The following is a 22,327-nucleotide window of genomic DNA, read 5'->3' as shown; positions in this document are numbered from 1 at the left end:
ATTTATTTTAGGGCTTTATACGTTCGATGCAAGGTTTTGAAAATAGTTCAGGCGAAGGCGAGTTAATTCAGTTGCTGCTAAAGCGGCAATCCGAGTTAAACTCACTGCTCGAAGTTACCCGGGCTATTAACAAAAACTCTTCTACCCCGGTACTTATCCAAATGCTGGAGGTAATCCTGCAAAACTACCTGAAGGTGGGTAAGCTGCGCTTTCTGGTAGAAAAAGAAGGTAAATATATTTGTTTGGCTAAATATGGCGGTACAATGGAGCCGTTATCGTCTTTGGCACAGGCTTGTTTGCAGCTTAAGAAGGCAAAGCGGCTTACCGCTCTGGCCAACCATGCCGATCCGCTGCTTAGCCAGTATAATTACTTTATTCCCTTTTTTCATAAAAGTAAGGCGCTGGCCTATGCCCTTATTGGTGATTTTAACACCACGGGCGACATGCTTAACAATGACCTTAACTTTGTACAAACGCTGATTAATGTTATTGTAGTGGCTTTAGAGAATAAGCGTTTATTTCGTGAGCGCTTGCAGGCCGAACGTTTTCAGCGCGAAATGGAGCTGGCCGCAGAAGTGCAGAATATGCTGATTCCGGTAAAGCCGCATAAAGATGCGGCAGTAGAGATTGGCGCCCGTTACTTGCCGCACCAGGATATCGGCGGTGATTACTTCGATTTTGTACGGCTTAACGATAAGGAATTTTTGTGGTGTATTGCCGATGTATCAGGCAAGGGCATATCGGCCGCACTGCTGATGGCTAATTTTCAGGCCAGCCTGCGGGCCTGGGCCACCGTAGAGGAGGATTTAACAACGGTTATAGAGCGCCTGAACCATATTGTAATCCAAAATACCAAAGGCGAGCGTTTTATTACCCTGTTTTTGGCCAGGTTTAATGAGGAAACAAGAAAGCTGAACTACATTAACGCAGGGCACAATCCATCTATTTTATACGCAAAAGGCGAGGCGATACCCTTAAAGCTGGGCACCACCATGATTGGGGTGTTTAATGAGCTGCCCTTCATTAACCAAGGCGAAATTGATGTAGAGCCTGACAGCCTTATTTTTAATTATACCGACGGGCTGATGGATTACGAAGCCGATATAAGGAATGATTGGAACGAAGAGGCGCTGATTGATTTTGTTATTGCTAATGGAAATCTTGTTCCAGACAAGTTTAACCAGACTTTGATGGACCACCTGAATTTGATGATCAAATGCAAACCTATTGATGATATTACGCTGCTTACGCTGAGAGTTACGTAGGCGGATAAAGTCAAAATTCAAAAGTCAAAATTCAAAAAATCTCTTGGATACAAATTTACATGTGCCTGTTAAAAATTGGCAGCAATATTACTATCATTAAAACTTGTTCCTGACTTAGAGACTGTCTAAAAACGGTTAATCATAATTCTTATAGCGGCAAGTTGGACGATGGCCTGGCTGGTTAGGGTCAGGCGTTCATAATTCTTTGCGCTTCTGCGGTTAGCATCAATCCAGGCAAAGGTACGTTCGACGATCCACCGCTTGGGCAGTATCTTGAAGGTATGCAGTTTGTCGCGCCTGATAATCTGCAAGCTTATCGTAAAGTGCTGTTTAGCCCAGTCTACCAGTTTCCCCCGGTAACCACCATCGGCAAAAAGCAGACGGATGCTTTGCCAGTATTGCTTGAGCTTTTCCATCACCAGCCGGGCGCCGTCTCTATCCTGCACTGAGGCACTATGAATAACTACCGCCAGCACCAGTCCTAAAGTGTCCGTTACGATGTGCCGCTTGATACCCATCACCCGCTTACCTGCATCAAAACCGCGCTCTTGGCTGCTCACTAAAGAAGACTTAACGCTCTGCGCGTCCATAATGCCCGTAGTAGGCTGCTCTTTTCTGCCGCTTTGCTTTCTGGTCTTTTCTACCAGGGCTTCCTGCATGAGTCCAAACAAGCCGTTTTTGTTCCAGACCGAAAAGTAATAGTAAACGATCTTCCAGTTGGGAAAGTCCGAAGGCAGCATCCGCCACTGGCAGCCGGATTTAATCAGGTACAGTATCGCATTCATTACCTCGCGCAAAGCATGCTTCCTGCGGCGTTGCACATCTAAAAACTTTGCAATATATTGCCACTGGCTGTCCGTTAGGTTACTCGGGTAGGTTGTCATACTAATTCTGTTTGTCGTTATTCAAAATTAGTACTTCTTAACCACACCTGCGGACAGCTCTTTTCCCCTTTATAAATGTTCAAATACCGTTTTTAGACAGTCTCTAAGAATACCGAAGTTTCTTTTTTTGATTTTTGAATTTTCACTTTTAACTTAAAAGAGTGCTTCAAGCCAGATACCAACATACACTTACAGAGGCCGGCTGCGATGAGGCAGGCCGGGGTTGCCTGGCGGGGCCTGTGTTTGCAGCTGCTGTAATATTACCGGCTGATTTCAGCCATCCGCTGCTGAATGATTCCAAACAGCTTACCGAAGCCCAGCGTTATCAGCTGCGCCCCGAGATTGAACAGCAGGCGCTGGCCTTCGCTGTAGCCTCGGTGAGCGCTGCCGAAATTGATGAAATCAATATACTGAACGCTTCCTTCCTGGCCATGCACCGCGCTGTTGAGCAGTTAGCGATAGCTCCTGAATTTTTAATTATCGATGGCAACCGCTTTAAGGCTTATCCAAATATACCGCATCAGTGCATCGTAAAAGGCGATAGTAAATATTACAGCATTGCGGCGGCATCGGTACTGGCCAAAACCTGCCGTGATGATTATATGCTGCAATTAGCGCCGCAGTACCCTGAATATAACTGGCAGAGCAATAAGGGTTATCCCAGCATACAGCACCGCAACAGTATTTTGCAGTACGGCTACACCCCGCATCACCGGCGTACCTTCAGGGTTACCAACCCGCAACTGCGTATTTTATAAAATACCTTGCATAAGGCCGGCAACGTTGATACATTTGTTATCAACCGATTATTCCTGCTGTGAAGATACTTGTGATTACCCACCGCCCGCCGTTTCCGCAAAACGGAGGTTACCCTATTGTTATAGGCAACACCATCCGGGGGTTTGTGGCCCTGGGGCATCAGGTATCGTTATTTTCACTCAATCCCAGGCGCAATTCACAGCATCCTGCCGCTACCAACAGCTATGATGATGAGCTCATCAGGCAGATTAATTACCGGGTGATTCCGGTAGATATCAGCATTTCTATCGGGCAGGCTGTAGCCAACATCTTTGGCCGCAGAGCTAAAAATGTAGAGCGGTTTTACAGCCAGGCATTTGAGCGTGCCCTTGTTAACGAAATAAAAATAAACGATTACGACATCGTCCAATTCGAAGGGCTATTTGTAGCTACTTATCTTCCGGCATTACGTAAAATATCAAAGGCAAAACTCATTTACCGGGCTCACCATATTGAGCACCAGGTATGGCAGCGGCTGGCCGCCCAGAAGCGCGATCCGTTCAAACGGTTTTATCTCAGCCAGATTGCCAAACGCATTAAAAATTACGAAGTTCAGCAACTGAATAATTTTGATGCCATAGGCGCTTTCACCGAGCAGGACAAGCGTAGCATGCTGTATTATGGCGCCAGGGTGCCGGTAGAGATTTTACCGGTTGGCGTAAACGTTGAGCAGTACAGGTGTAACCCGGACAAAATAGAATTTCCGAGCCTGTTCTTTTTAGGTTCGCTCGACTGGATGCCCAACCGTGAGGGAATCGAGTGGTTTCTGGATAACTTTTATACTTCCCTTGCCAACGGAGAGTTAAATGTACGCCTCTATGTGGCCGGCAACGATATTCCCGAGCGGTTTGATGATTATGAGGTAATGGGCAAAATCTACATTCAGGGCGAGGTGGATGATGCGCTTGAATTTGTGAACAGCAAAGCCATTATGATTGTGCCGCTGCTATCAGGCGGCGGTATGCGGGTTAAGATTGTAGAAGGTATGGCCATGCAGAAATGTATCATCTCTACAGCGCTGGGTGCTGAGGGCATTGCCTATGAGCATGGCAAAAATATACTGATTGCCAATACGGCCGAGGAGTTTGCCCGTGCCATCAGGCGTTGCATTGCCGATGAGCAGTATTGCAAAACCATAGGGCATAACGCCCGCCTGCTGGTAGAGCAGCAGCATAACATCAATGTGGTAACCCAAAAGCTGCTGGGCTTTTATGAGCAGGTTTTAGCTGCGAAAAGTTAGTTAATTTCTTACTTTTGTGGCCTCAAAAACACTGTTTTAATGAAAAATACTGCACTTACTGATACCCATACTCAACTGGGCGCTAAAATGGTTCCGTTTGCAGGCTATAACATGCCGGTACAATATGCAGGCATTAATGCCGAGCACGATACGGTACGCAAAGCCGTAGGCGTATTCGACGTAAGCCACATGGGTGAGTTCATCCTGAAGGGTGACCAGGCGCTGGATCTGATACAACGGGTAACCAGTAACGATGCAGCCAAATTGTACGACGGTAAAGTGCAGTACTCCTGCCTGCCCAATGAGGAGGGTGGTATTGTAGATGACCTGCTGGTATACCGGGTTGATGAGAAGACCTATATGCTGGTGGTAAATGCCTCTAACATTGAAAAAGACTGGAACTGGATCAGTAAGTTCAATACCAACGGGGTGGAAATGAAAGATATCTCCGACCGTACTTCGCTGCTGGCTGTACAGGGTCCAAAAGCAGCCGAAGCCCTGCAGAGCCTTACAGACTTGGATCTGGCCTCTATGGAATACTATACGTTCAGTAAAGGCAAATTTGCCGGTGTGGATAATGTACTGGTATCGGCCACGGGTTATACGGGTGCAGGCGGGTTTGAGATTTATGTGGATAACGCGCACGCACAGGAAGTTTGGGCAGCCATTTTTAAAGCCGGCGAGCCATACGGTATTAAACCTATCGGGCTGGGGGCACGTGATACCCTTCGCCTTGAAATGGGCTTTTGCCTGTACGGGAATGATATAGATGATACTACCTCGCCGCTGGAAGCCGGATTAGGCTGGGTAACCAAGTTCACCAAGAACTTCACCAATGCCGAAAGCCTGAAGGCACAGAAGCAGCAGGGCGTAAGTAAAAAACTGGTTGGCTTTGAAATGCTGGAACGCGGCATTCCACGCCATGATTATGAAATTGCCGATGCTGAGGGCAATGTTATTGGCAAGGTAACTTCCGGTACGCAGTCGCCATCGTTACAAAAAGCTATCGGTATGGGTTATGTAAGCGCTGACTTTGCTAAGGAAGGAACCGAAATCTATATTAAGATCCGCGATAACAAAGTAAAGGCGCAAATTGTAAAGCCGCCGTTTTATAAATAAATGCCCCTCCGCCCCCTGAAGGGGGAACTGCTATAGAAATCTTATATGGATAAAAACTCTACTCCCCCTTTTGGGGGCCGGGGGGCAAAGCTCGAAGTTTGCCTCACTCCGGCTTTACTGCCACTCTACAACGTAGAGGAATATATTGTAGTGATTATAGATATTTTCAGGGCCACATCTTCTATATGTTACGGCATTGATAATGGTGCAGCCGCTATTATACCGGTTTCGCAGGTAGAGGAGTGTGCCGCCTACCGCGAAAAGGGAGCAGATTACCTGCTGGCGGCCGAGCGCAACGGCGAGGTGGTAACCGGCTTTGATTTTGGCAATTCGCCATTCGCCTACACCGCCGAAAAGGTAGCGGGTAAAACGGTGGTGCTCACTACCACAAACGGCACCCATGCCCTGCATTTGTCGCGTAGTGCAAAACGGGTAGTTATTGGGTCATTTCTGAATCTTACCGCATTGTGCAACTGGCTGAAAACACAACAGGGAAATATATTGCTGGTATGTGCCGGCTGGAAAAATAACTTCAACCTCGAAGATACCCTGTTTGCCGGGGCTGTGGTAGAACAGCTAAAAGCCGGCAGCGTAAAACTGGACGACCCGGCCATTGCCGCTAATGATTTATACCAGTCAGGCAAAGATGACCTGAGCGGTTACCTGAAAAAAACATCGCACGGCGAACGATTAAAAAAGCTGGGCATCGAAGAAGATGTTGCCTTTTGCCTCAATGTAGACATTTCTACAGCCATACCGGTGCTGGAGGGCGAAAAACTGGTGGCCTTAAAAGACATTTGATACCGCATAATACAATTTTGGTTATGCAACAAAGCGGCGCTTTCAACAGAGTGCCGCTTCGTCTTTTTAAGGAATAGGCTTTGAGTGGCCGATTGCTTTTCAGCTTAGCCTGCAAATTGGGCAAAACTTTGTACATTTACCGCTCTACCCAAACTCGTTCAACATAAATGAGTAACCAGTTTAACCGCCCGATACGTGTATTGGTAGCCAAAGTAGGCCTCGACGGGCACGACCGCGGTGCGCGCATTATTGCCACCACCCTGCGCGATGCCGGTATGGAAGTAATTTACACCGGCCTGCGCCAAACGCCCGAAATGGTAGTAAATACCGCTTTACAGGAGGATGTGGATGTGATTGGTATCTCCATACTCTCTGGTGCCCACATGACGGTGTTCCCGAAAATCATCAATTTGATAAAGGCAAAAGGTATGGATGATGTACTGCTTACCGGCGGGGGCATTATACCGCAGGCCGATGCGCAGGAACTGAAAGATATGGGCGTAGGCGAACTTTTTCCGCCCGGAACCAGTACCAGCGATATTGTAAAATACATTACCGGCTGGGTGCACCAGTACCGCAATTTTTAACAGCATGGAATTTGAGAACCTGCGCATTGAAGATAAGGGGCGCATACGATATATTATTATTAACCGCGAAAGCAAACTTAATGCGCTGAACCGGGCTACCTTGAATGAACTGCATTCAGCTTTATCAGGTGCAGTAGAGGATGCAGCCATTGGGGGGCTGATTATTACCGGTGCGGGCACCAGGGCTTTTGTAGCCGGTGCCGATATTGCAGAACTGGCCAACCTTAATGTTCGTCAGGGCGAAGAACTGGCACGCACCGCCCAGCAGCAGGTGTTCAGTTTTATTGAGAATGCACCTAAGCCGGTTATTGCAGCTATAAACGGTTTTGCTTTGGGCGGTGGTTTAGAGTTAGCTATGGCTTGCCATGTAAGGGTAGCAGCAGATAACGCTAAAATGGGTTTGCCCGAAGTTTCGCTTGGCCTTATTCCGGGTTATGGCGGTACGCAGCGCTTAACCCAACTGGCAGGTAAGGGCAAGGCTATGGAACTGATACTTACCGGCGCCATGCTCACTGCTACCGAAGCGCAAGGCTGCGGCCTGGTAAATTATACAGTAGCGCAGGCAGATTTATTACCCAAAGCCGAAGAACTGTTGAGTAAAATGCTCCATCATTCGCCGGCTGCCCTGGCTTCTGCAATTACAGCAGTTAATGCTGCCGGTCGGCCCGTAAACGGTTACGAGGTTGAAGTTAAATTGTTTGCCGGATGCTTTGGCACAGCCGATATGCAGGAGGGTACAGCTGCTTTTTTACAAAAACGCAAGCCTGATTTTTTAAATAAATAAATATTCGGGAATCAAAACGGTTAAACTGTGGTATTTTTTGCCCAATTTGATTAAGTTTACATTTGAAACTTCTTCAACCTGTTATCTGCCAAAAAATACAAGTCTGATACTAATGATATGAACCGGATTTTAATTGTTGACGATGAGGTAAACACCTCCCTGCTGCTATCGAGGTTTTTAACCCGGAACGGGTTTAATGTTACTACGGCAGCCAGCGGAGCCAGTGCTATGGAATACCTGAAATCTGAAAAATACAACCTTGTACTTTGCGATTTCAGGCTGGAAGATACCGACGGGCGCGAAATGCTGAAGCTGATAAAGCAGCAGTACCCGGCTACAGGGGTAATTATCATCACCGGCTATTCTGATATTAAAATGGCGGTTGAGCTGATTAAAATGGGCGCCTATGATTACATCACCAAGCCGCTGTATCCGGATGAGATTTTAAATACAATTAACAAGGCCATTGAAACACACAATGCCCTGGTGGTTGACCCACAGTTGGAAACAGCCGCTGTAATATCGGCCAAGCCGGCTAAAGAGGGCAAAAAGCAAGTGCTGGCCAATGAGTTTGTGGTAGGTAACAGCCGGGCCTCCAAAGAACTGCTGAGCCAGATTGAACTGATTGCGCCTACCAATTACAGTGTAATCATACTGGGTGAGAGCGGCACAGGTAAAGAATCTGTAGCCAAGAGCATTCACCTCAACAGCCCCCGTGCTGATCAGCCTTTCATTGCTATGGATTGTGGCTCGCTTACCAAAGAGCTGGCGCAAAGTGAATTTTTCGGGCACGAGAAAGGCTCATTCACCGGCGCTTTATATACCAAGATAGGGCATTTTGAAATGGCCAACGGCGGTACGCTGTTTTTAGATGAAGTAGGTAACCTTTCTTACGATATACAGGCCGCGCTGCTGCGCACCGTACAGGAGCGTAAGGTAAAGCGCATAGGCAGCACCAAAGAAATAAATCTTGATGTACGCATTATTGTAGCTACTAACGAAAATTTGCAGGATGGCATACAAAAAGGCCGTTTCCGCGAAGATTTGTACCACCGCTTCAACGAATTCGGCATTCATATGCCGCCGCTGCGCGAGCGGAACAGCGATATTATGCTGATGGCCGAGCATTTTCTGAAAATGGCTAACCAGGAACTGGGCCGTAAGGTAGAGTCCTTTTCGGCCGAGGTGGAAGATTGCTTTTTGCATTACCGCTGGCCGGGTAACATTCGTGAACTGAAAAACGTGGTGCGCAGGGCTGCCCTGCTTACTGATGGGGCAGAGGTACAGTTAAAAGCGCTGCCGCTCGAAATATCTACCTATAACCAGGGCCGCCAGCAGCTACAGGCCGAACAGGCGGTAACTGCCGATATGCCTGCTGCTAAAGAACCCCGGCACGATTTAAAGAATGCTGCGCTCGAAGCCGAATACGGCACTATTCTGAAGGTGCTGCGGGAGGTGAACTTTAATAAAACCAAGGCTGCCGAAATATTAAATATTGACCGCAAAACACTGTACAATAAGATGAAAGCGATTAACTTAAGCAAATAATAAAGTTAACCCATGCTGCCCGAAGAAAGCGAAGAACCGGATAGATTGCGTGTACTTAAGCACGATATTAAAAACCAGTTATCCAACATGTACCTGGCTATTGACCAGTTAAGGTACGAGCTTACAGCTTGCGATGTTGGTGCTTATGCCTCTTTTTGCATAGATACCATTGAGGGCAGCTGCCAGGCCATCAACCAGCAGTTGGAAAATTTTAAATAAAGGGCATCCAGCGCCTGTACATTACCATTCAATTACCTGATTATACACAACAGGAGCAGCCAGCCAGCCATACCCTGCATGTTTTTTTGTGGATTGACGAAACAGCTATGAACAATACGCTGTTTTAATGGTTAAATTTATCAAACATCAGCGTTGTATAACCGATAATAAACATATAACATTATGTCAAACAATCAATTCTCACGGATAAATAAGCAGCTGCCAGGCAGCTTGAAATTTAAGAAAGATAACAGTGGCGCTAAAGTGGCCGTAGCCATTTTGGCTGGTCTGGCAGCAGGTGCAGTACTGGGTATATTATTTGCCCCCGATAAAGGTGCCGAAACCCGCGATAAACTTACCGACTCTTTAGGAAGCCTTACCGATACCATTAAGGAAACAGCTTCGGCAGAATTAGATCGCCTGGCTGACCTTAAGGAGCGGGTAGTAAGCAATATTAAAACCAAAATCAGCGGTACTGAGGAAGAGTACCAGGACGACTTAGAGCACGCATAACCCAAACTTCAGTTTTCTCTGATTCCGGTTAAATCATCAGCCGGAAAATTTATTTGAATTTTTATGGAAGGAAAGAAGGATACACAGCAGGCCCCGCCGCAACCCATTTTAGAGCAGTTGCGCGATTTTGCCCAAACCCAGGTTAAACTGGCTAAGTACAAGGCAATAGAAAAGGGTACCTCGGCGGCGGCAGGGATAATTACCGGCGCAGTAATAGGGGTAAGTTTATTCATTACCTTTTGGTTTGCCCTGTTTACGCTTGCCCTGTATTTGGGCCATGTGCTGGGTGCTTACTGGATGGGGTTTGGCTGTGTTACCCTGCTGTTTGTGTTAATTGCAGTAATATGCATATTTGCCAAAAAGTCGGTTGAGAAGCCATTAATTAATTTGCTGATTAAAAAGATTTTCAAATAAAATGGATTTACCTGTTCAAAATATAACCGATCTGCAATCCGAAATATTAAGGCTCGAAGCCTTGCGCCAGCTGCAGAAGATTGATCTTAAAAAGAGGTTCAGCAGCCCGTCTGCTATCTTTGCTACGGCAAAGACTATCTTTCCGAGTCACCCTGACGATTCGCATAAAAACCATGTGTTCGGGCAGGATATACTGGGGCTGATCTCGCGCGTGGTATTGCCGTTTACCCTCAATAAAACGCTGTTTAAAAATTCTAACTTTCTCACTAAAACCTTGGTAGGCTTGGTATCACAAAAGGCATCCACCTATGTAAGTAGCGGTGCCGTTGGTGGTGTGGTAGATAAAGTAAAGGGCTTGTTCAGCAAGTTTGAAAAGAAGCCCAAGCCGGCAAAGGCAGTGGTGCCGCCAGCAAGCATTCCAGCTGAAGTGGATACAGAACCACCGGTACTGGATACCAAAACCATCACCGATGGTTACCCGGATCCGCCAAAAGATTATTAATCATGCAGGCACAGCCTGTGAGTTGAAGAAAATATACCTGTAAGAGGAGCAAAAAAATTAATTTTGCTCCTCTTATTTTTTATAGTGGGTAAAGATAAATTAAGGCGTTTTGCTGAGATAGATGATTTTAGCAATGTGGTACAGTTACAGGCAGGCCAGCCCTACAAAGGGCAGTGGGCTGCTGGCTTTTTTAAAAATAACCGCCCGGTAGTGCTGGAACTGGCCTGTGGTAAGGGCGAATACACGGTTAATCTGGCCCGGCTGTTTCCGCAGAAAAACTTCATAGGTATTGATTATAAAGGTAACCGCATCTGGCGAGGCGCTAAAACGGCTATCGAAGATGGCGTACCCAATGTAGCTTTCCTGCGCATACAGATTGAAAACCTGACGGATTATTTTGCTCCCGGCGAAGTAGAAGAAATCTGGATCACCTTTCCTGACCCGCAGCCGCAACTGAGCCGGGAAAGGAAGCGGCTTACTTCACCACGATTTTTGAATATGTATAAGGTATTGCTAACGCCGGGCGGCTATGTAAACCTTAAAACAGATGATGACGGCTTGCATGCTTACACGGTAGAAAAATTAACTGAAGCTGGAGTTACGCCCGTAATTAAAACCGAGAACCTGTACAATTCTGTATATGCCGATGAAGTGCTTTCCATCAAAACTTATTACGAGAAAAAGTATTTACAGCACAGCAAGAACATCAACTACCTGAGGTTTGCATTTTAAACAAGGTTAAGCATGGCCGGCGATAACTTTTTTGAGCGCGTGTACGAAGTGGTAAGGCTGATACCTGCCGGCCGGGTTACCTCCTATGGTGCCATTGCCGAATTTTTGGGCAGTAAAGGTTCCTCGCGTGTGGTAGGGTATGCTATGGGGGCATCATTAACCGCTACGCCGCCGGTACCGGCGCACCGCGTAGTAAACCGGCAGGGTTTGCTTACCGGCAAGTTTCATTTTGGCTCCACCGAGCGTATGCAGCAAATGCTGGCCAGCGAAGGTATACAGGTACAAGACAACCAGGTGCAGAACTTTAAACAGATATTTTGGGACCCTGCTGTGGAATTAGCTTGATTGCGTAACCACCTCATCTTCGGCAAAGGTAAGCAGGTAGTTGTTGTTGTCAGTTATAGAAAACTCGGTAGCGCCGTAAAAGGTTATTTCGAGGCCCTTAACTACAGTTACCTTGTCTTGTAAGTTTTCAAAGAAAACGCGGATATCCTGTGTTTTAATGTATAGCAACAAGGAACCGCCATCCTGCCGGCTTACTGGCGGCAACTCTTCGCCTAGGCTGTCAAACGTTTGAAACATTACAGTTACCTGTCCGCAGGTCATCATTATCCAAACCGCATCACCGCTGCTGCCGGGCGGTACCGCATTTACAATCTTAAAACCCAGCATTTCATAAAAGCTGATGGTTTCCTGCATGTTGCGAACAAAAATGTTGGGCGTAATACTTTGCATGATGTTTAAATTATCGGATTGAAGGTAAAATTAAAAAATCAAAGTTCAAAAAGGAGATATGGCCTGCTTTGCAATCAATTCAACTACAATTAAAAAGTACTAACTTTGAGATTTCGCTTTGTAATGAGGCGAATTTTTAATTGTATTTTAATTATTTAAGCAAATGAAAGTCGCAGTTGTAGGTGCCACCGGGCTGGTGGGCACCAAAATGTTGCAGGTTCTGGATGAACGCAACTTTCCGGTAACAGAAATTATCCCCGTAGCCTCGGCCAAAAGCATCGGCAAGGAAGTAATATTTAAGGGTAAGCCTTATAAGGTGGTATCTGTTGCCGATGCGATTAAGCAAAAACCCGATGTCGCCCTGTTTTCTGCCGGCGGCAGCGCCTCGCTGGAGCAAGCCCCTATGTTTGCCGAAGCCGGCATTACGGTGATTGACAATTCATCGGCCTGGCGCATGGATCCTGCCAAAAAACTGGTAGTGCCCGAAGTGAATGCCGATGTATTAACCGCCGAAGATAAGATCATTGCCAACCCCAACTGCTCTACCATACAAATGGTAGTAGCGCTAAAGCCGCTGCACGACCGTTACCAGATTAAGCGCGTAGTGGTTTCTACCTACCAGTCGGTAACCGGTACCGGCGTAAAGGCGGTAACCCAACTGATGGAGGAGCGTAAAGGGATTGACGGCGTGAAGGCGTATCCTTATAAAATCGACCTGAATGTATTGCCTCATATTGATGTATTTCAGGACAATGGCTATACCAAAGAGGAAATGAAAATGATACTGGAAACCCGTAAGATTATGGGCGACGATAGTATCCGTATTACAGCAACCACCGTACGCATCCCGGTAATGGGCGGCCACTCCGAGTCGGTAAATATCGAGTTTGCGCAGGATTTCGACCTGAATGAAGTGCGCGAAATTTTAGCCAATGCGCCCGGCGTATTGGTGGTAGACGATGTGGCTAACCTGAAATACCCGATGCCGCTGGATGCACACGATAGGGATGAGGTATTTGTAGGCCGCCTGCGCCGCGACGAAAGTCAGCCCAATACCTTAAATGCCTGGATTGTAGCCGATAACCTGCGTAAAGGTGCCGCTACCAATGCGGTGCAGATTGCGGAGTATCTGGTGGTGAAGAATTTAATTGGGCAGGCAGTAGAGGCATAAAATTTTACTTAAAACTGCAAATTTGATATGCTTTATACTTGTGCTAAAGCCCATTGAGTTTGCAGTTTTAAAATGTTAAGTTTGTATATGAACGAAGTGTTTTTTTTAGTGGAAGAAGCGATAGAAGGCGGCTACATTGCTAAAGCTGTAGGTGAGGGTATATTCACTGAAGCTGATACTATGGATGAATTAAAAGTAAATATTCGTGAAGCCGTACAATGTCATTTTGAGCCGGAGCATCTTCCTAAAATTATCCGGTTGCATTTGGTTAAGGAAGAAGTAATTGCTGTTTAAGAGCCAATATATTTCAATGCGATTGAATTTCATCATCAGTGCATAATATTTAAGTTATGCTGCAATTGCAGTTACTTATAATATGAAAATTCCAAGAAACTTATCAGCACAAGAACTACTCAAAATGCTTAATGGCTGTGGTTATCAGATAAGCCGCCAAAAAGGCAGTCATATCAGATTATCAAGAACTACTGCCCAGGGTGATCAACATCTTACTGTTCCAAACCATTCTCCACTTAAGTTAGGAACACTATCTCATATACTTAATGAAGCGGCCGCTCATTTAAACATTTCACACGAACAGTTACTTGAAAAATTGTAACTTGTTCGCTCATGATTTCCTTTGCGCACCGTGTTTTTATGGAAGTGGCGGCTAATTTGAGTTTCTCAAAGGCGGCACAGATTTTATTTATCACGCAGCCGGCCATCAGCAAGCATGTAAAAGGCTTGGAAGATCAGTATAAAGTGCCCCTGTTTGAGCGCCGGGGCAATAGCATTACCTTAACACAGGCTGGCAAGAAACTGAACGAGTATCTGCTGCAGGCCATTGAGATTGAACGTCGGGCTGAATATGACCTGTCTATGCTCAGCAATTCCTCACATGCTTCCGGGCACCTCCGTTTGGGGGCGAGCACAACTATTGCGCTTTATATCCTGCCCTCCATACTTTCCGGCTTCCAGCAAAAAAATGCCAGTGTGGATATTCAGCTGGTAAACCGTAACTCAGAATACATCCTGAATGCCTTACTGACGCACGAGGTGGATCTGGGTATTATTGAGGTGGATAATAAATTGACTACCGTATCTTATAAACCCTTCATGACGGATGAGGTAATACCGGTATGCTCGGCTAAAAGTCCATTGGCTGGCAAATCGCTTACCTTAAAGCAGCTGCAGAAAACGCCGGTGGCCCTGCGCGAACGCGGCTCGGGTACGCTGAATGCTTTATTTAAATCACTTTCGGCCCATCAAATCAAACCGGCTGATTTAACAGTGAAGATACGCCTGGGCGGAACGGAAGCTTTAAAGAATTTTATTTTAGCCGATCAGTGCCTGGGGTTTTTGCCAGCACCTGCCATAGGCCGCGAACTAGCTGCAGGTGATTTGGTAAAGGTACCTGTAGAGGGGCTTGCCATTAACCGGAATTTTTATTTCATCCGCCGTAAGGGCACAGAAGATTTTGGATTAACGCACGATTTTGCCGAGTATGCACTGCAGCATCCTAATCCCTGGATAGTTAATGTTTAACTGATTGTTTGGCGGGCTTCTCTTGCCGGCGTTTGTAGCCTTTCACAAAGTAATGGTAAATAATGCTGCTGCTCATACCGGCAATCAATCCCTCCATCAGTACCTCAATTAAGGGTTCCCGCAAGAAAAACATGTTCAGCACAATTCCTGCACTCTCAGCTAAAACAATGAAGAATAAGGTTTGAAATAAAAACAGTTTCATTATATTTAATATGCGAAAATACACATAAAAATATTATACGTAACATCCTATTAAATAGTTATTTAAACTGAAAAAATAATTAAACGTGTGCAACGGGCTGCCAGGCCTTTGTTATCCTGCTATATTTGCGTATGCCTCAGCCAAAAGCTTTAATTATAGGTGCCGGCATTGCCGGTATTGCCACAGCAATCAGGCTGGCCGTAAAGGGTTACAATGTTGATGTGTTTGAAGTCAACAGTTATCCGGGCGGTAAGTTAAGTGAGTTTGAGCAGCAGGGTTATCGTTTTGATGCCGGCCCCAGTTTGTTCACCATGCCGCAGTATGTAGATGAACTGTTCCGGCTGGCCGGTAAAAATCCGGCCGATGCGTTTACCTATCAGCGCCTTGATCCGGTTTGCAACTATTTTTATGCTGATGGCAGCCGCTTTACCGCTTATGCTGATGAGGATAAGTTTGCGGCTGAAGCCGAAGCCGTGTTACAGCAACCGGCAGGGCAGGTACGCCGTTATTTTCAAAAAAGCAAGGCTATTTATCAAATTACCAATCATGTGTTTTTAGAGCAATCATTACACAGGTTGAAGACATTTTTGAGCAAACGCACGCTGCGATCTGTTTTACGCCTGCCGCAGATTGATGCCCTGCGCACCATGCACTCGGCTAACCAAAAAGAGTTGAGCAGTAAACGCATAGTACAATTTTTTAACCGCTATGCTACCTACAATGGGTCTGACCCTTACCAGGCCCCCGCAACCCTGAATGTCATTCCTCACCTGGAGCAGCACTTTGGCGCCTACTTTCCTGATAAGGGTATGTACAGCATTACCACCAGCTTAGTAAAGCTGGCCGAAGAGCTGGGAGTAACCTTTCATTACGGGCAGCCGGTGCAGCAAATTATAACTGCCGGTAACAAGGCAACGGCTTTGCAGGTGAACAACAACTTTATTAAGGCGGATGTAATTGTATCCAATATGGATGTGTGGTTTACCTACCGTAAGCTGTTAAGTAAGCGGCCGGAACTATTTCCCGAAAAGATACTCAACCAGCAGCGCAGCAGTTCGGCGCTGATTTTTTACTGGGGCATCAGCAGGCAATTTGCGGAGCTGGACTTGCACAACATATTTTTCAGCGGAGATTATGAAGCCGAGTTTAATCACATCTGGAAACAAAAGAACATCAGCAGCGATCCCACCATCTATTTGAACATCAGCTCTAAATTTAAGCCTGATGATGCGCCGCCCGGCCACGAAAACTGGTTTGTGATGATCAATGTACCGGCCAACACCGGGCAGGATTGGAATACGCTTATTGCCAAAGCCCGGCAGGATATTATTAATAAACTTTCAGGGCAATCAGGGCAGGATATAGCCTCCTTAATTACCTGCGAAAGTATACTGGACCCGCGAAGTATTGAAAGCCGTACCTCATCCTACCAGGGGGCCTTATATGGAACCAGTTCAAACAACCGGTTTGCCGCATTTTTGCGCCATGCCAACCGTTCATCCAAACTCAAGAACCTGTACTTCTGCGGCGGTAGCGTGCATCCCGGCGGCGGCATTCCGCTGGCACTGCTATCGGCCAAAATTGTGAGCGACTGGATAGGGGACTGAACGTTCCGATTGATTATTATAATAACAGGTATTATTACTTCTGTAAGTAGAAAAATAAATGATTAAAAAGTGTAAACCCATTATTTTATTAATACATTGATTTTAAGACGCTTATAAAATTAATTCTTTTAATTGTGTAAACCTTTGTAAACCCAAATTTGATAGGATAAGGGGATATTAGCAACCCATAAATACTTAGCATAAATAGCAGAAAAATATGGCCTGAAGTGGCTGTTAATCTACCATTGTGCAACGATTAAAACCAACTATAAACGCAACTTTATTAGGGCTTACGCCCGGCAATTTGTAATTTGCCGGGGCGCAATGATTTATCCTAAACAAAACAAGTTTATCCACCGGGCTTTTCATCATTATATCAGCCTTATCCTTAAGCGTAATTTCAAGGCATTAAAACTTGACCATATAGAGGTAGCTGCATCAAAATCCGTACTGCTGCTGGCTAATCACTTCAGCTGGTGGGACGGCTTTATTTTATACTGGCTGAACTATCTGGTGTTTAAAAAGCGTTTCCATATCATGATTATGGAAGATACGGTGCGCCAGGTGTTCTTCCTGAAATATATGGGTGCATTTTCCATCGCAAAAAATTCAAGAGAAATGCTTACTTCATTACAGTATGCTGCACAGTTATTGAATGATCCGCAAAACCTGGTGCTCATCTTTCCGCAGGGTAAACTGTATTCTAACTTTGTAGATGAGGTGAGTTTCGAGAAAGGATTGATGAAGGTAGTGCAAGCCGCCGCAGGTAAATTTGAATACGTATTTGCCGCCACCTTTATTGAAAACTTTGAGCACAAAAAGCCTGCTGTATTTACTTACCTGCAAAAGCATACTACTGCTATAACCGATATTAACCAACTACAGCAGCTTTACCAGCAACATTATGCCTCGGCAAAACTGCAACACACTCAAAATGTTGTATAGGCGTGGTCTTTTATATCCTGCTGTTTATTGTATGCATATTTATTGTACTGCGCTTTGTGGTAACGCTGTTTAATTTCATATCCGATCCTAAACTGCGCCGGGTAAGCAGAACGCAGCAGGAACTGGTTTCCATCCTTATTCCGGCCCGTAACGAAGCGCAGCGCATCAGCGCCTTGCTCAATTCCATTGTTCAGCAGGATTACCGGAACTATGAGGTAATTATTTTGGATGATAATTCTACCGACCAAACCTTTGAGCTGTGCAGCCGGTTTGCAGCCTCCCATCCGCAATTCAGCGTCATCAAGGGTAAACCGCTGGCTGATGGGTGGTTGGGAAAAAATTATGCCTGTCATCAACTGGGGCTGTTGGCAAAAGGCAAGTACCTGCTTTTTTTAGATGCCGATGAGCGTATAGAAAAGGGGCTTATCAATAGTGCGGTATACCGCATCAGGGTAAACAGCCTGGCCTTGCTCAGCCTGTTTACCAACCAGCAAATGCAAACGCTTGGCGAAAAATTAACCGTACCGCTGATGCATTACCTGCTGCTTAACCTGCTGCCCATTCGTTTAATCTACTTATCAAAAAACTATGCCTTTGCGGCAGCCAGCGGGCAGTTTATGCTGTTTGATGCAGAGATTTACCGCAAAGAGCAGTGGCACTACCAGGCTAAAGACCGCGTGGTGGAAGATGTGGAAATTATGAAGCAGGTAAAGTTAGCCGGCTATAAAGGGGAAGGGCTGCTGGCCAACGGCCTCATCTATTGCCGTATGTATACCGGCTATAACGAAGCGGTGCAGGGGTTCAGCAAAAACTTTCTGGCAGCATTTAACTACAGTATCATTGGTTTTTTAATCTACCTTATCGTGGTTATTGGCGGGCCGGTACTGGTGTTCAGTACACTCAATGTTCCGTTTATTGTGATGATGTACAGCCTGATTTTACTTTCCAGGGTGATGATCTCCATGTTATCGGGCCAGCAGGTATTCACCAATATTATACTGCACCCTTTGCAAATGCTGAGTTTAGGTTATATCGGTGTACATGCCATTTCAAATTACTTTACTAAAAACGCCGTATGGAAGGGACGCAGAATCGGTTAAGCCGCACTACGGTAGCCATTATAATCATTGTTATTTTTCATGCGGTTGGGCTTATTGGCTTTTTTATTGGTGCCGTTCGGCCATTGTTTTTGCAAATTGTATCGTTTCACCTGCTGCTGATGCTGGGCGTGATTATATACAGTTATCCCGGCCCTTATTTCAAATTTTTTAGTTTCGCCCTGCTGATTTACCTGACCGGTTATGCAGCCGAATGGATAGGGGTACATAAGGCATGGATATTCGGCGATTACTATTATGGCCGTACTTTGGGCATACAAGTGTATGATATACCGCTTACTATGGGCATCAACTGGTTTCTGCTGATTTATGCGGCCGGCGTAACCATGCAGCGCAGCAACATTAAATGGCTGCTGGTGCGTGTAGTATCGGGCGCTTTACTGCTGGTGTTGCTTGATGTGCTGATTGAGCCCGTAGCACAGCGTTTCGATTACTGGCACTGGTCAGCGGCCGGTGTACCGTTTAAAAACTATGTGGGCTGGTTTGCCATCAGTGTGTTGTCTTTACTGCTGTTTGAGGTGTTTAAATTTAAGCGGCAAAGCCTTGCAGGCCCGGTGTTGCTTGTAGTGCAATACCTGTTCTTCGCACTGATGCAGTGGGTATAAACCAATTGCTTTTATCAGCGTTTTTAATGTAAATTTGCAGTTATGGGCGAGTACGGGTTGAAAGTGACTATTGATGAAGATTCGGGCTTTTGCTTTGGCGTAGTGTACGCCATTGATATGGCAGAGGAGATATTGGCCGAAGATGGCTACCTGTATTGCCTGGGTGATATTGTACATAATGATGAGGAAGTAGAGCGCCTGAAGGCAAAAGGACTGCGCATTATTGAGCATGATGTGTTAAAGACTTTGCACAACGAAAAAGTGCTGATACGTGCCCACGGTGAAGCTCCCGAAACTTACCGTACTGCTTTGGAAAACAACATCACCTTAATTGATGCTTCCTGCCCGGTGGTGCTCAAATTGCAAAACCGCATTAAGGTATCTCATGATGCACGGGAGAACATCCTGATTTTTGGTAAGCATGGCCATGCAGAAGTGATCGGCTTACAGGGGCAAACCAATAAAGAAGCCTTGGTTTTTCAGGATATTGCAGAACTGGATAATGTAGACTTACCGCAGCAGATTACCCTGTACAGTCAAACCACTAAAAGTATGGCTAAGTTTTACAGTGTAAAAGATACGCTGATAGCCAAAGGCTATGAGGTGAAAGCCAATGATACTATTTGCCGTCAGGTATCTAACCGCGATAAGGAGCTGCCTAAATTTGTAACCCGCTTTAACAAGATCGTGTTTGTATCCGGCAAAAAATCTTCTAATGGTAAGGTGCTGTTTGAAGTATGCAGGGGGCACAACCCCGACACTTACTTTGTTTCCTCTACAGATGAACTGCATCCTGAAATGTTTAGCCCTGATGATACGATAGGTATCTGTGGCGCAACCTCAACCCCCATGTGGCTGATGCAGCAGGTAAAGAACCGGCTGGAGAGCTATTAATCAACAAATTTTAAAATGCGCAGGCAGGTATCAAACGCAGGTATAATAGTAGCACTGCTGGTGGTAAGCTGCTGGGCTGGTTCTACAATATTGCTAATGCAGTGGCAGGTAAACTGGCATAACCCTTTGCTGTACGTGTTTATTTTATTGCAAATGCATCTCTATACAGGGCTGTTTATCACCGCGCACGATGCCATGCATGGAACGGTATCTTCAAGCCCGGTAATTAATAAGGCTACCGGCTACATTACCACCTTTCTATTTGCCGCCTTCTGGTACCCGCAGTTATATGCCAAGCACCACAAACATCATAGCCATGTACATTCCCAAGAAGATCCGGACTATCATCACGGAAGCTTTGTTACCTGGTATTTCACTTTCATCCGTAACTACCTGTCGATATGGCAAATCGTATTTATGGCAGTGCTGTTCAACGTACTGAAGATATGGATCCCGCAGCCTAACCTGATTCTTTTCTGGGTGGTGCCATCGCTGCTTAGTACCTTACAACTGTTTTATTTTGGCACCTACCAACCCCATAAGGGCGAGCATGAGAACCAGTATCATTCACGTACCCAAAGCAAAAACCATCTGCTCGCTTTTTTCTCCTGCTACTTTTTCGGGTATCATTATGAGCACCACGCCTCGCCGGGTATTCCCTGGTGGAAACTGTGGAAGATGAAGTAGTAAATATTGGCTTATTGCCTTATTCACTGCTCATAATCGCTTCAATCAGGGCTTCGTCATATACCGGATTAGCGCCGCGCTGGCTGGCTACAAAAGCGCCGATGGCGCTGGCCCGGGGCAAAATTTCTTCTATAGGTTGATTATTGAGTAGTCCGCTAATCAGGGTGGCTAAAAAAGAATCACCTGCACCTACGGTATCTGCTACCTGTACTTTATAGCCCGGATGTTCGTATAATTTTTCATCCTGCCATATTACAGCGCCGTGTTCGCCGCGGGTTACACAAATGGTTTGGGTATGAAATTTAGCCTGAAATTCGGTCAGCTTATCAGTAAGCGATTCGTGGCCGGCCTGTGTAGTGCCTAATAGGAGCGCGGCTTCTTCCTCATTCATTTTAATTACATCTGCCTTGGCCGCTAATGTTTCAATGGTATCCAGTTGATAATGCGGCGGGCGCAGGTTAACATCAAACACACATAAGCCCTTACTTGCATCAAGCAGGTCAAGCAAAGTGTTTAAAGTAGTTTCTTCCCGGTTGGCCAGGCTGCCGAACACAATTACATCCGCTTTTTCGGCATAAGCCAGTAATTCCTTTTCGGGCTTGATGTTATCCCAGGAAACCGGCTGCGGTATATGATAGGTAGCCTGATTTTGTTCATCCAAATGTACGGTTACCTCGCAGGTAGGTAGCTTATTGTCTGCCTGGATTAAGGTGCTGCTGATGCCGGCTTCTTCTACATAGGCCACCAATTCGCGGCCCGATGCGTCATCACCCACCCTGCTGGCCGGCAGTACCGCAATATTTTGCTGGGCCAGATGCCTTGCCACATTAAACGGGGCGCCACCGGCTTTTTTGCCATCGCCAAAGGCATCCCACAATATTTCGCCAAAGCAAAGTACCAGCTTTTCCATAGGTAGTATACGGTTTTGCGTAAAGCTAAAGCTTTTTACTTTCAAAAATGGTTATCTTACGGCATGAAAAAGTTTTTAACCGCAGCCTTTCTTTCACTGTTAGTATGTATAGGTTACGCACAGGACAAGCAGGCCATAGCCCAGGTACTGGAAACCCAGCGCCAGGCCTGGAACCGGGGTAGCATTGAAGAATTTATGCAAAGTTACTGGAAGTCGGACTCGCTGCTGTTTGTAGGCAAAGGCGGCCCTAAGTACGGCTGGCAAACCACGCTTGACAATTATAAAAAAAGTTATCCAAACCAGGCGGCTATGGGCCAGCTGACGTTTAATATTTTAAAAATTGAGCTGCTGGATGCAAGGAATGCCTTTGTGCTGGGTGGCTGGAAACTAAAACGCGAAAAAGATGAGCCGGGCGGCTACTTTACGCTGTGGTTCAGAAAGATAAAGGGAGATTGGAAAATCGTGTGTGATCATACCTCATAAGTTAACGGCTGATTAAACTTTT

Annotated in this window: 29 protein-coding genes; 25 read left to right on the top strand and 4 right to left on the bottom strand. The window is 45.9% G+C overall.

Annotated features, from left to right (window positions below; genetic code table 11):
• Positions 1-26: 26 nt before the first annotated feature.
• Positions 27-1,265, top strand: coding sequence for a PP2C family protein-serine/threonine phosphatase (locus ACY652_RS03560; protein WP_462266595.1), 1,239 nt, complete (start codon positions 27-29; stop codon positions 1,263-1,265).
• Positions 1,266-1,390: 125 nt separating this feature from the next.
• On the opposite strand, the gene ACY652_RS03555 is transcribed toward ACY652_RS03560, so the two are convergent.
• On the bottom strand, positions 1,391-2,149 hold the full coding sequence (locus ACY652_RS03555) for an IS5 family transposase (protein WP_462266594.1): 759 nt from the start codon (positions 2,147-2,149) through the stop codon (positions 1,391-1,393).
• A 161-nt stretch (positions 2,150-2,310) separates the two neighbouring features.
• Between ACY652_RS03555 and ACY652_RS03550 the strand changes: the two genes are divergently transcribed.
• From ACY652_RS03550 to ACY652_RS03490, 13 genes are all read left to right on the top strand, one after another.
• Positions 2,311-2,907 (top strand): ribonuclease HII, encoded by a 597-nt coding sequence (locus ACY652_RS03550; protein ID WP_462266593.1) that lies wholly within the window; start codon positions 2,311-2,313, stop codon positions 2,905-2,907.
• 59 nt (positions 2,908-2,966) lie between these two features.
• Complete coding sequence (locus tag ACY652_RS03545) at positions 2,967-4,187, top strand: glycosyltransferase family 4 protein (RefSeq protein ID WP_462266591.1); 1,221 nt, start codon at positions 2,967-2,969, stop codon at positions 4,185-4,187.
• Positions 4,188-4,226: 39 nt separating this feature from the next.
• Positions 4,227-5,306, top strand: coding sequence for a glycine cleavage system aminomethyltransferase GcvT (gene gcvT, locus ACY652_RS03540; RefSeq protein ID WP_462266590.1), 1,080 nt, complete (start codon positions 4,227-4,229; stop codon positions 5,304-5,306).
• A gap of 45 nt (positions 5,307-5,351) precedes the next feature.
• Positions 5,352-6,107, top strand: a complete 756-nt coding sequence (locus tag ACY652_RS03535) for a 2-phosphosulfolactate phosphatase (protein WP_462266588.1) — start codon at positions 5,352-5,354, stop codon at positions 6,105-6,107.
• A gap of 167 nt (positions 6,108-6,274) precedes the next feature.
• On the top strand, positions 6,275-6,694 hold the full coding sequence (locus ACY652_RS03530; RefSeq protein ID WP_462266587.1) for a cobalamin B12-binding domain-containing protein: 420 nt from the start codon (positions 6,275-6,277) through the stop codon (positions 6,692-6,694).
• Between the two features lie 4 nt (positions 6,695-6,698).
• Positions 6,699-7,478 (top strand): enoyl-CoA hydratase/isomerase family protein, encoded by a 780-nt coding sequence (locus ACY652_RS03525; protein WP_462266586.1) that lies wholly within the window; start codon positions 6,699-6,701, stop codon positions 7,476-7,478.
• A gap of 117 nt (positions 7,479-7,595) precedes the next feature.
• Complete coding sequence (locus ACY652_RS03520; RefSeq protein ID WP_462266585.1) at positions 7,596-9,026, top strand: sigma-54-dependent transcriptional regulator; 1,431 nt, start codon at positions 7,596-7,598, stop codon at positions 9,024-9,026.
• 12 nt (positions 9,027-9,038) lie between these two features.
• Positions 9,039-9,245, top strand: a complete 207-nt coding sequence (locus ACY652_RS03515; protein WP_462266584.1) for a hypothetical protein — start codon at positions 9,039-9,041, stop codon at positions 9,243-9,245.
• A gap of 183 nt (positions 9,246-9,428) precedes the next feature.
• Complete coding sequence (locus tag ACY652_RS03510) at positions 9,429-9,758, top strand: YtxH domain-containing protein (protein WP_462266582.1); 330 nt, start codon at positions 9,429-9,431, stop codon at positions 9,756-9,758.
• Positions 9,759-9,821: 63 nt separating this feature from the next.
• Complete coding sequence (locus ACY652_RS03505) at positions 9,822-10,172, top strand: phage holin family protein (RefSeq protein ID WP_462266581.1); 351 nt, start codon at positions 9,822-9,824, stop codon at positions 10,170-10,172.
• 1 nt (position 10,173) lies between these two features.
• Positions 10,174-10,674: a hypothetical protein gene (locus tag ACY652_RS03500; protein WP_462266580.1), complete on the top strand. Its 501-nt coding sequence runs from the start codon at positions 10,174-10,176 to the stop codon at positions 10,672-10,674.
• Positions 10,675-10,758: 84 nt separating this feature from the next.
• Complete coding sequence (trmB, locus tag ACY652_RS03495) at positions 10,759-11,406, top strand: tRNA (guanosine(46)-N7)-methyltransferase TrmB (protein WP_462266579.1); 648 nt, start codon at positions 10,759-10,761, stop codon at positions 11,404-11,406.
• 12 nt (positions 11,407-11,418) lie between these two features.
• Positions 11,419-11,751: an MGMT family protein gene (locus tag ACY652_RS03490; RefSeq protein WP_462266578.1), complete on the top strand. Its 333-nt coding sequence runs from the start codon at positions 11,419-11,421 to the stop codon at positions 11,749-11,751.
• Here ACY652_RS03490 and ACY652_RS03485 read toward each other — a convergent pair.
• Complete coding sequence (locus ACY652_RS03485; protein WP_462266577.1) at positions 11,743-12,141, bottom strand: VOC family protein; 399 nt, start codon at positions 12,139-12,141, stop codon at positions 11,743-11,745. The genes ACY652_RS03490 and ACY652_RS03485 overlap by 9 nt on opposite strands.
• A 163-nt stretch (positions 12,142-12,304) precedes the next feature.
• Between ACY652_RS03485 and ACY652_RS03480 the strand changes: the two genes are divergently transcribed.
• The 4 genes from ACY652_RS03480 (at position 12,305) to ACY652_RS03465 (ending at position 14,854) form a co-directional block, all read left to right on the top strand.
• The gene (locus ACY652_RS03480) at positions 12,305-13,312 is read left to right on the top strand and encodes an aspartate-semialdehyde dehydrogenase (RefSeq protein WP_462266575.1); all 1,008 of its coding nucleotides are present in this window, start codon (positions 12,305-12,307) and stop codon (positions 13,310-13,312) included.
• A gap of 87 nt (positions 13,313-13,399) precedes the next feature.
• Positions 13,400-13,606, top strand: a complete 207-nt coding sequence (locus tag ACY652_RS03475) for a 2-oxoisovalerate dehydrogenase (protein WP_462266574.1) — start codon at positions 13,400-13,402, stop codon at positions 13,604-13,606.
• A gap of 82 nt (positions 13,607-13,688) precedes the next feature.
• Positions 13,689-13,928, top strand: a complete 240-nt coding sequence (locus ACY652_RS03470) for a type II toxin-antitoxin system HicA family toxin (protein ID WP_462266573.1) — start codon at positions 13,689-13,691, stop codon at positions 13,926-13,928.
• 11 nt (positions 13,929-13,939) lie between these two features.
• Positions 13,940-14,854: a LysR substrate-binding domain-containing protein gene (locus tag ACY652_RS03465; protein WP_462266572.1), complete on the top strand. Its 915-nt coding sequence runs from the start codon at positions 13,940-13,942 to the stop codon at positions 14,852-14,854.
• Here ACY652_RS03465 and ACY652_RS03460 read toward each other — a convergent pair.
• A complete protein-coding gene (locus tag ACY652_RS03460; RefSeq protein ID WP_462266571.1) occupies positions 14,844-15,056 on the bottom strand; it encodes a hypothetical protein in 213 nt (70 codons plus the stop codon). The two genes, ACY652_RS03465 and ACY652_RS03460, sit on opposite strands and share 11 nt — an antisense overlap.
• Positions 15,057-15,187: 131 nt before the next feature.
• On the opposite strand from ACY652_RS03460, the gene crtD reads away from it, so the two are divergent.
• The 6 genes from crtD (at position 15,188) to ACY652_RS03430 (ending at position 20,912) form a co-directional block, all read left to right on the top strand.
• The gene (gene crtD / locus ACY652_RS03455; RefSeq protein ID WP_462266570.1) at positions 15,188-16,663 is read left to right on the top strand and encodes a 1-hydroxycarotenoid 3,4-desaturase CrtD; all 1,476 of its coding nucleotides are present in this window, start codon (positions 15,188-15,190) and stop codon (positions 16,661-16,663) included.
• Positions 16,664-16,987: 324 nt separating this feature from the next.
• A complete protein-coding gene (locus tag ACY652_RS03450) occupies positions 16,988-17,608 on the top strand; it encodes a lysophospholipid acyltransferase family protein (RefSeq protein WP_462266569.1) in 621 nt (206 codons plus the stop codon).
• 2 nt (positions 17,609-17,610) lie between these two features.
• On the top strand, positions 17,611-18,708 hold the full coding sequence (locus ACY652_RS03445) for a glycosyltransferase family 2 protein (RefSeq protein ID WP_462266568.1): 1,098 nt from the start codon (positions 17,611-17,613) through the stop codon (positions 18,706-18,708).
• Complete coding sequence (locus tag ACY652_RS03440; RefSeq protein ID WP_462266567.1) at positions 18,684-19,331, top strand: carotenoid biosynthesis protein; 648 nt, start codon at positions 18,684-18,686, stop codon at positions 19,329-19,331. The genes ACY652_RS03445 and ACY652_RS03440 overlap by 25 nt, the downstream gene beginning before the upstream one ends.
• 42 nt (positions 19,332-19,373) lie before the next feature.
• The gene (locus tag ACY652_RS03435; RefSeq protein WP_462266565.1) at positions 19,374-20,225 is read left to right on the top strand and encodes a 4-hydroxy-3-methylbut-2-enyl diphosphate reductase; all 852 of its coding nucleotides are present in this window, start codon (positions 19,374-19,376) and stop codon (positions 20,223-20,225) included.
• A gap of 15 nt (positions 20,226-20,240) precedes the next feature.
• Complete coding sequence (locus ACY652_RS03430) at positions 20,241-20,912, top strand: fatty acid desaturase (RefSeq protein ID WP_462266564.1); 672 nt, start codon at positions 20,241-20,243, stop codon at positions 20,910-20,912.
• Positions 20,913-20,931: 19 nt separating this feature from the next.
• On the opposite strand, the gene ACY652_RS03425 is transcribed toward ACY652_RS03430, so the two are convergent.
• On the bottom strand, positions 20,932-21,822 hold the full coding sequence (locus ACY652_RS03425) for a carbohydrate kinase family protein (protein WP_462266563.1): 891 nt from the start codon (positions 21,820-21,822) through the stop codon (positions 20,932-20,934).
• Between the two features lie 63 nt (positions 21,823-21,885).
• Here ACY652_RS03425 and ACY652_RS03420 point away from each other — a divergent pair, with 63 nt between their 5' ends.
• On the top strand, positions 21,886-22,305 hold the full coding sequence (locus ACY652_RS03420; protein ID WP_462266562.1) for a YybH family protein: 420 nt from the start codon (positions 21,886-21,888) through the stop codon (positions 22,303-22,305).
• Positions 22,306-22,327: the final 22 nt, after the last annotated feature.

This window comes from Mucilaginibacter sp. (genome assembly GCF_965200995.1).
In the GTDB taxonomy this organism is placed as follows: domain Bacteria; phylum Bacteroidota; class Bacteroidia; order Sphingobacteriales; family Sphingobacteriaceae; genus Mucilaginibacter.
Note: the sequence above shows the minus strand (reverse complement) of the source record. Positions and strands in the feature narration are given on the sequence as shown.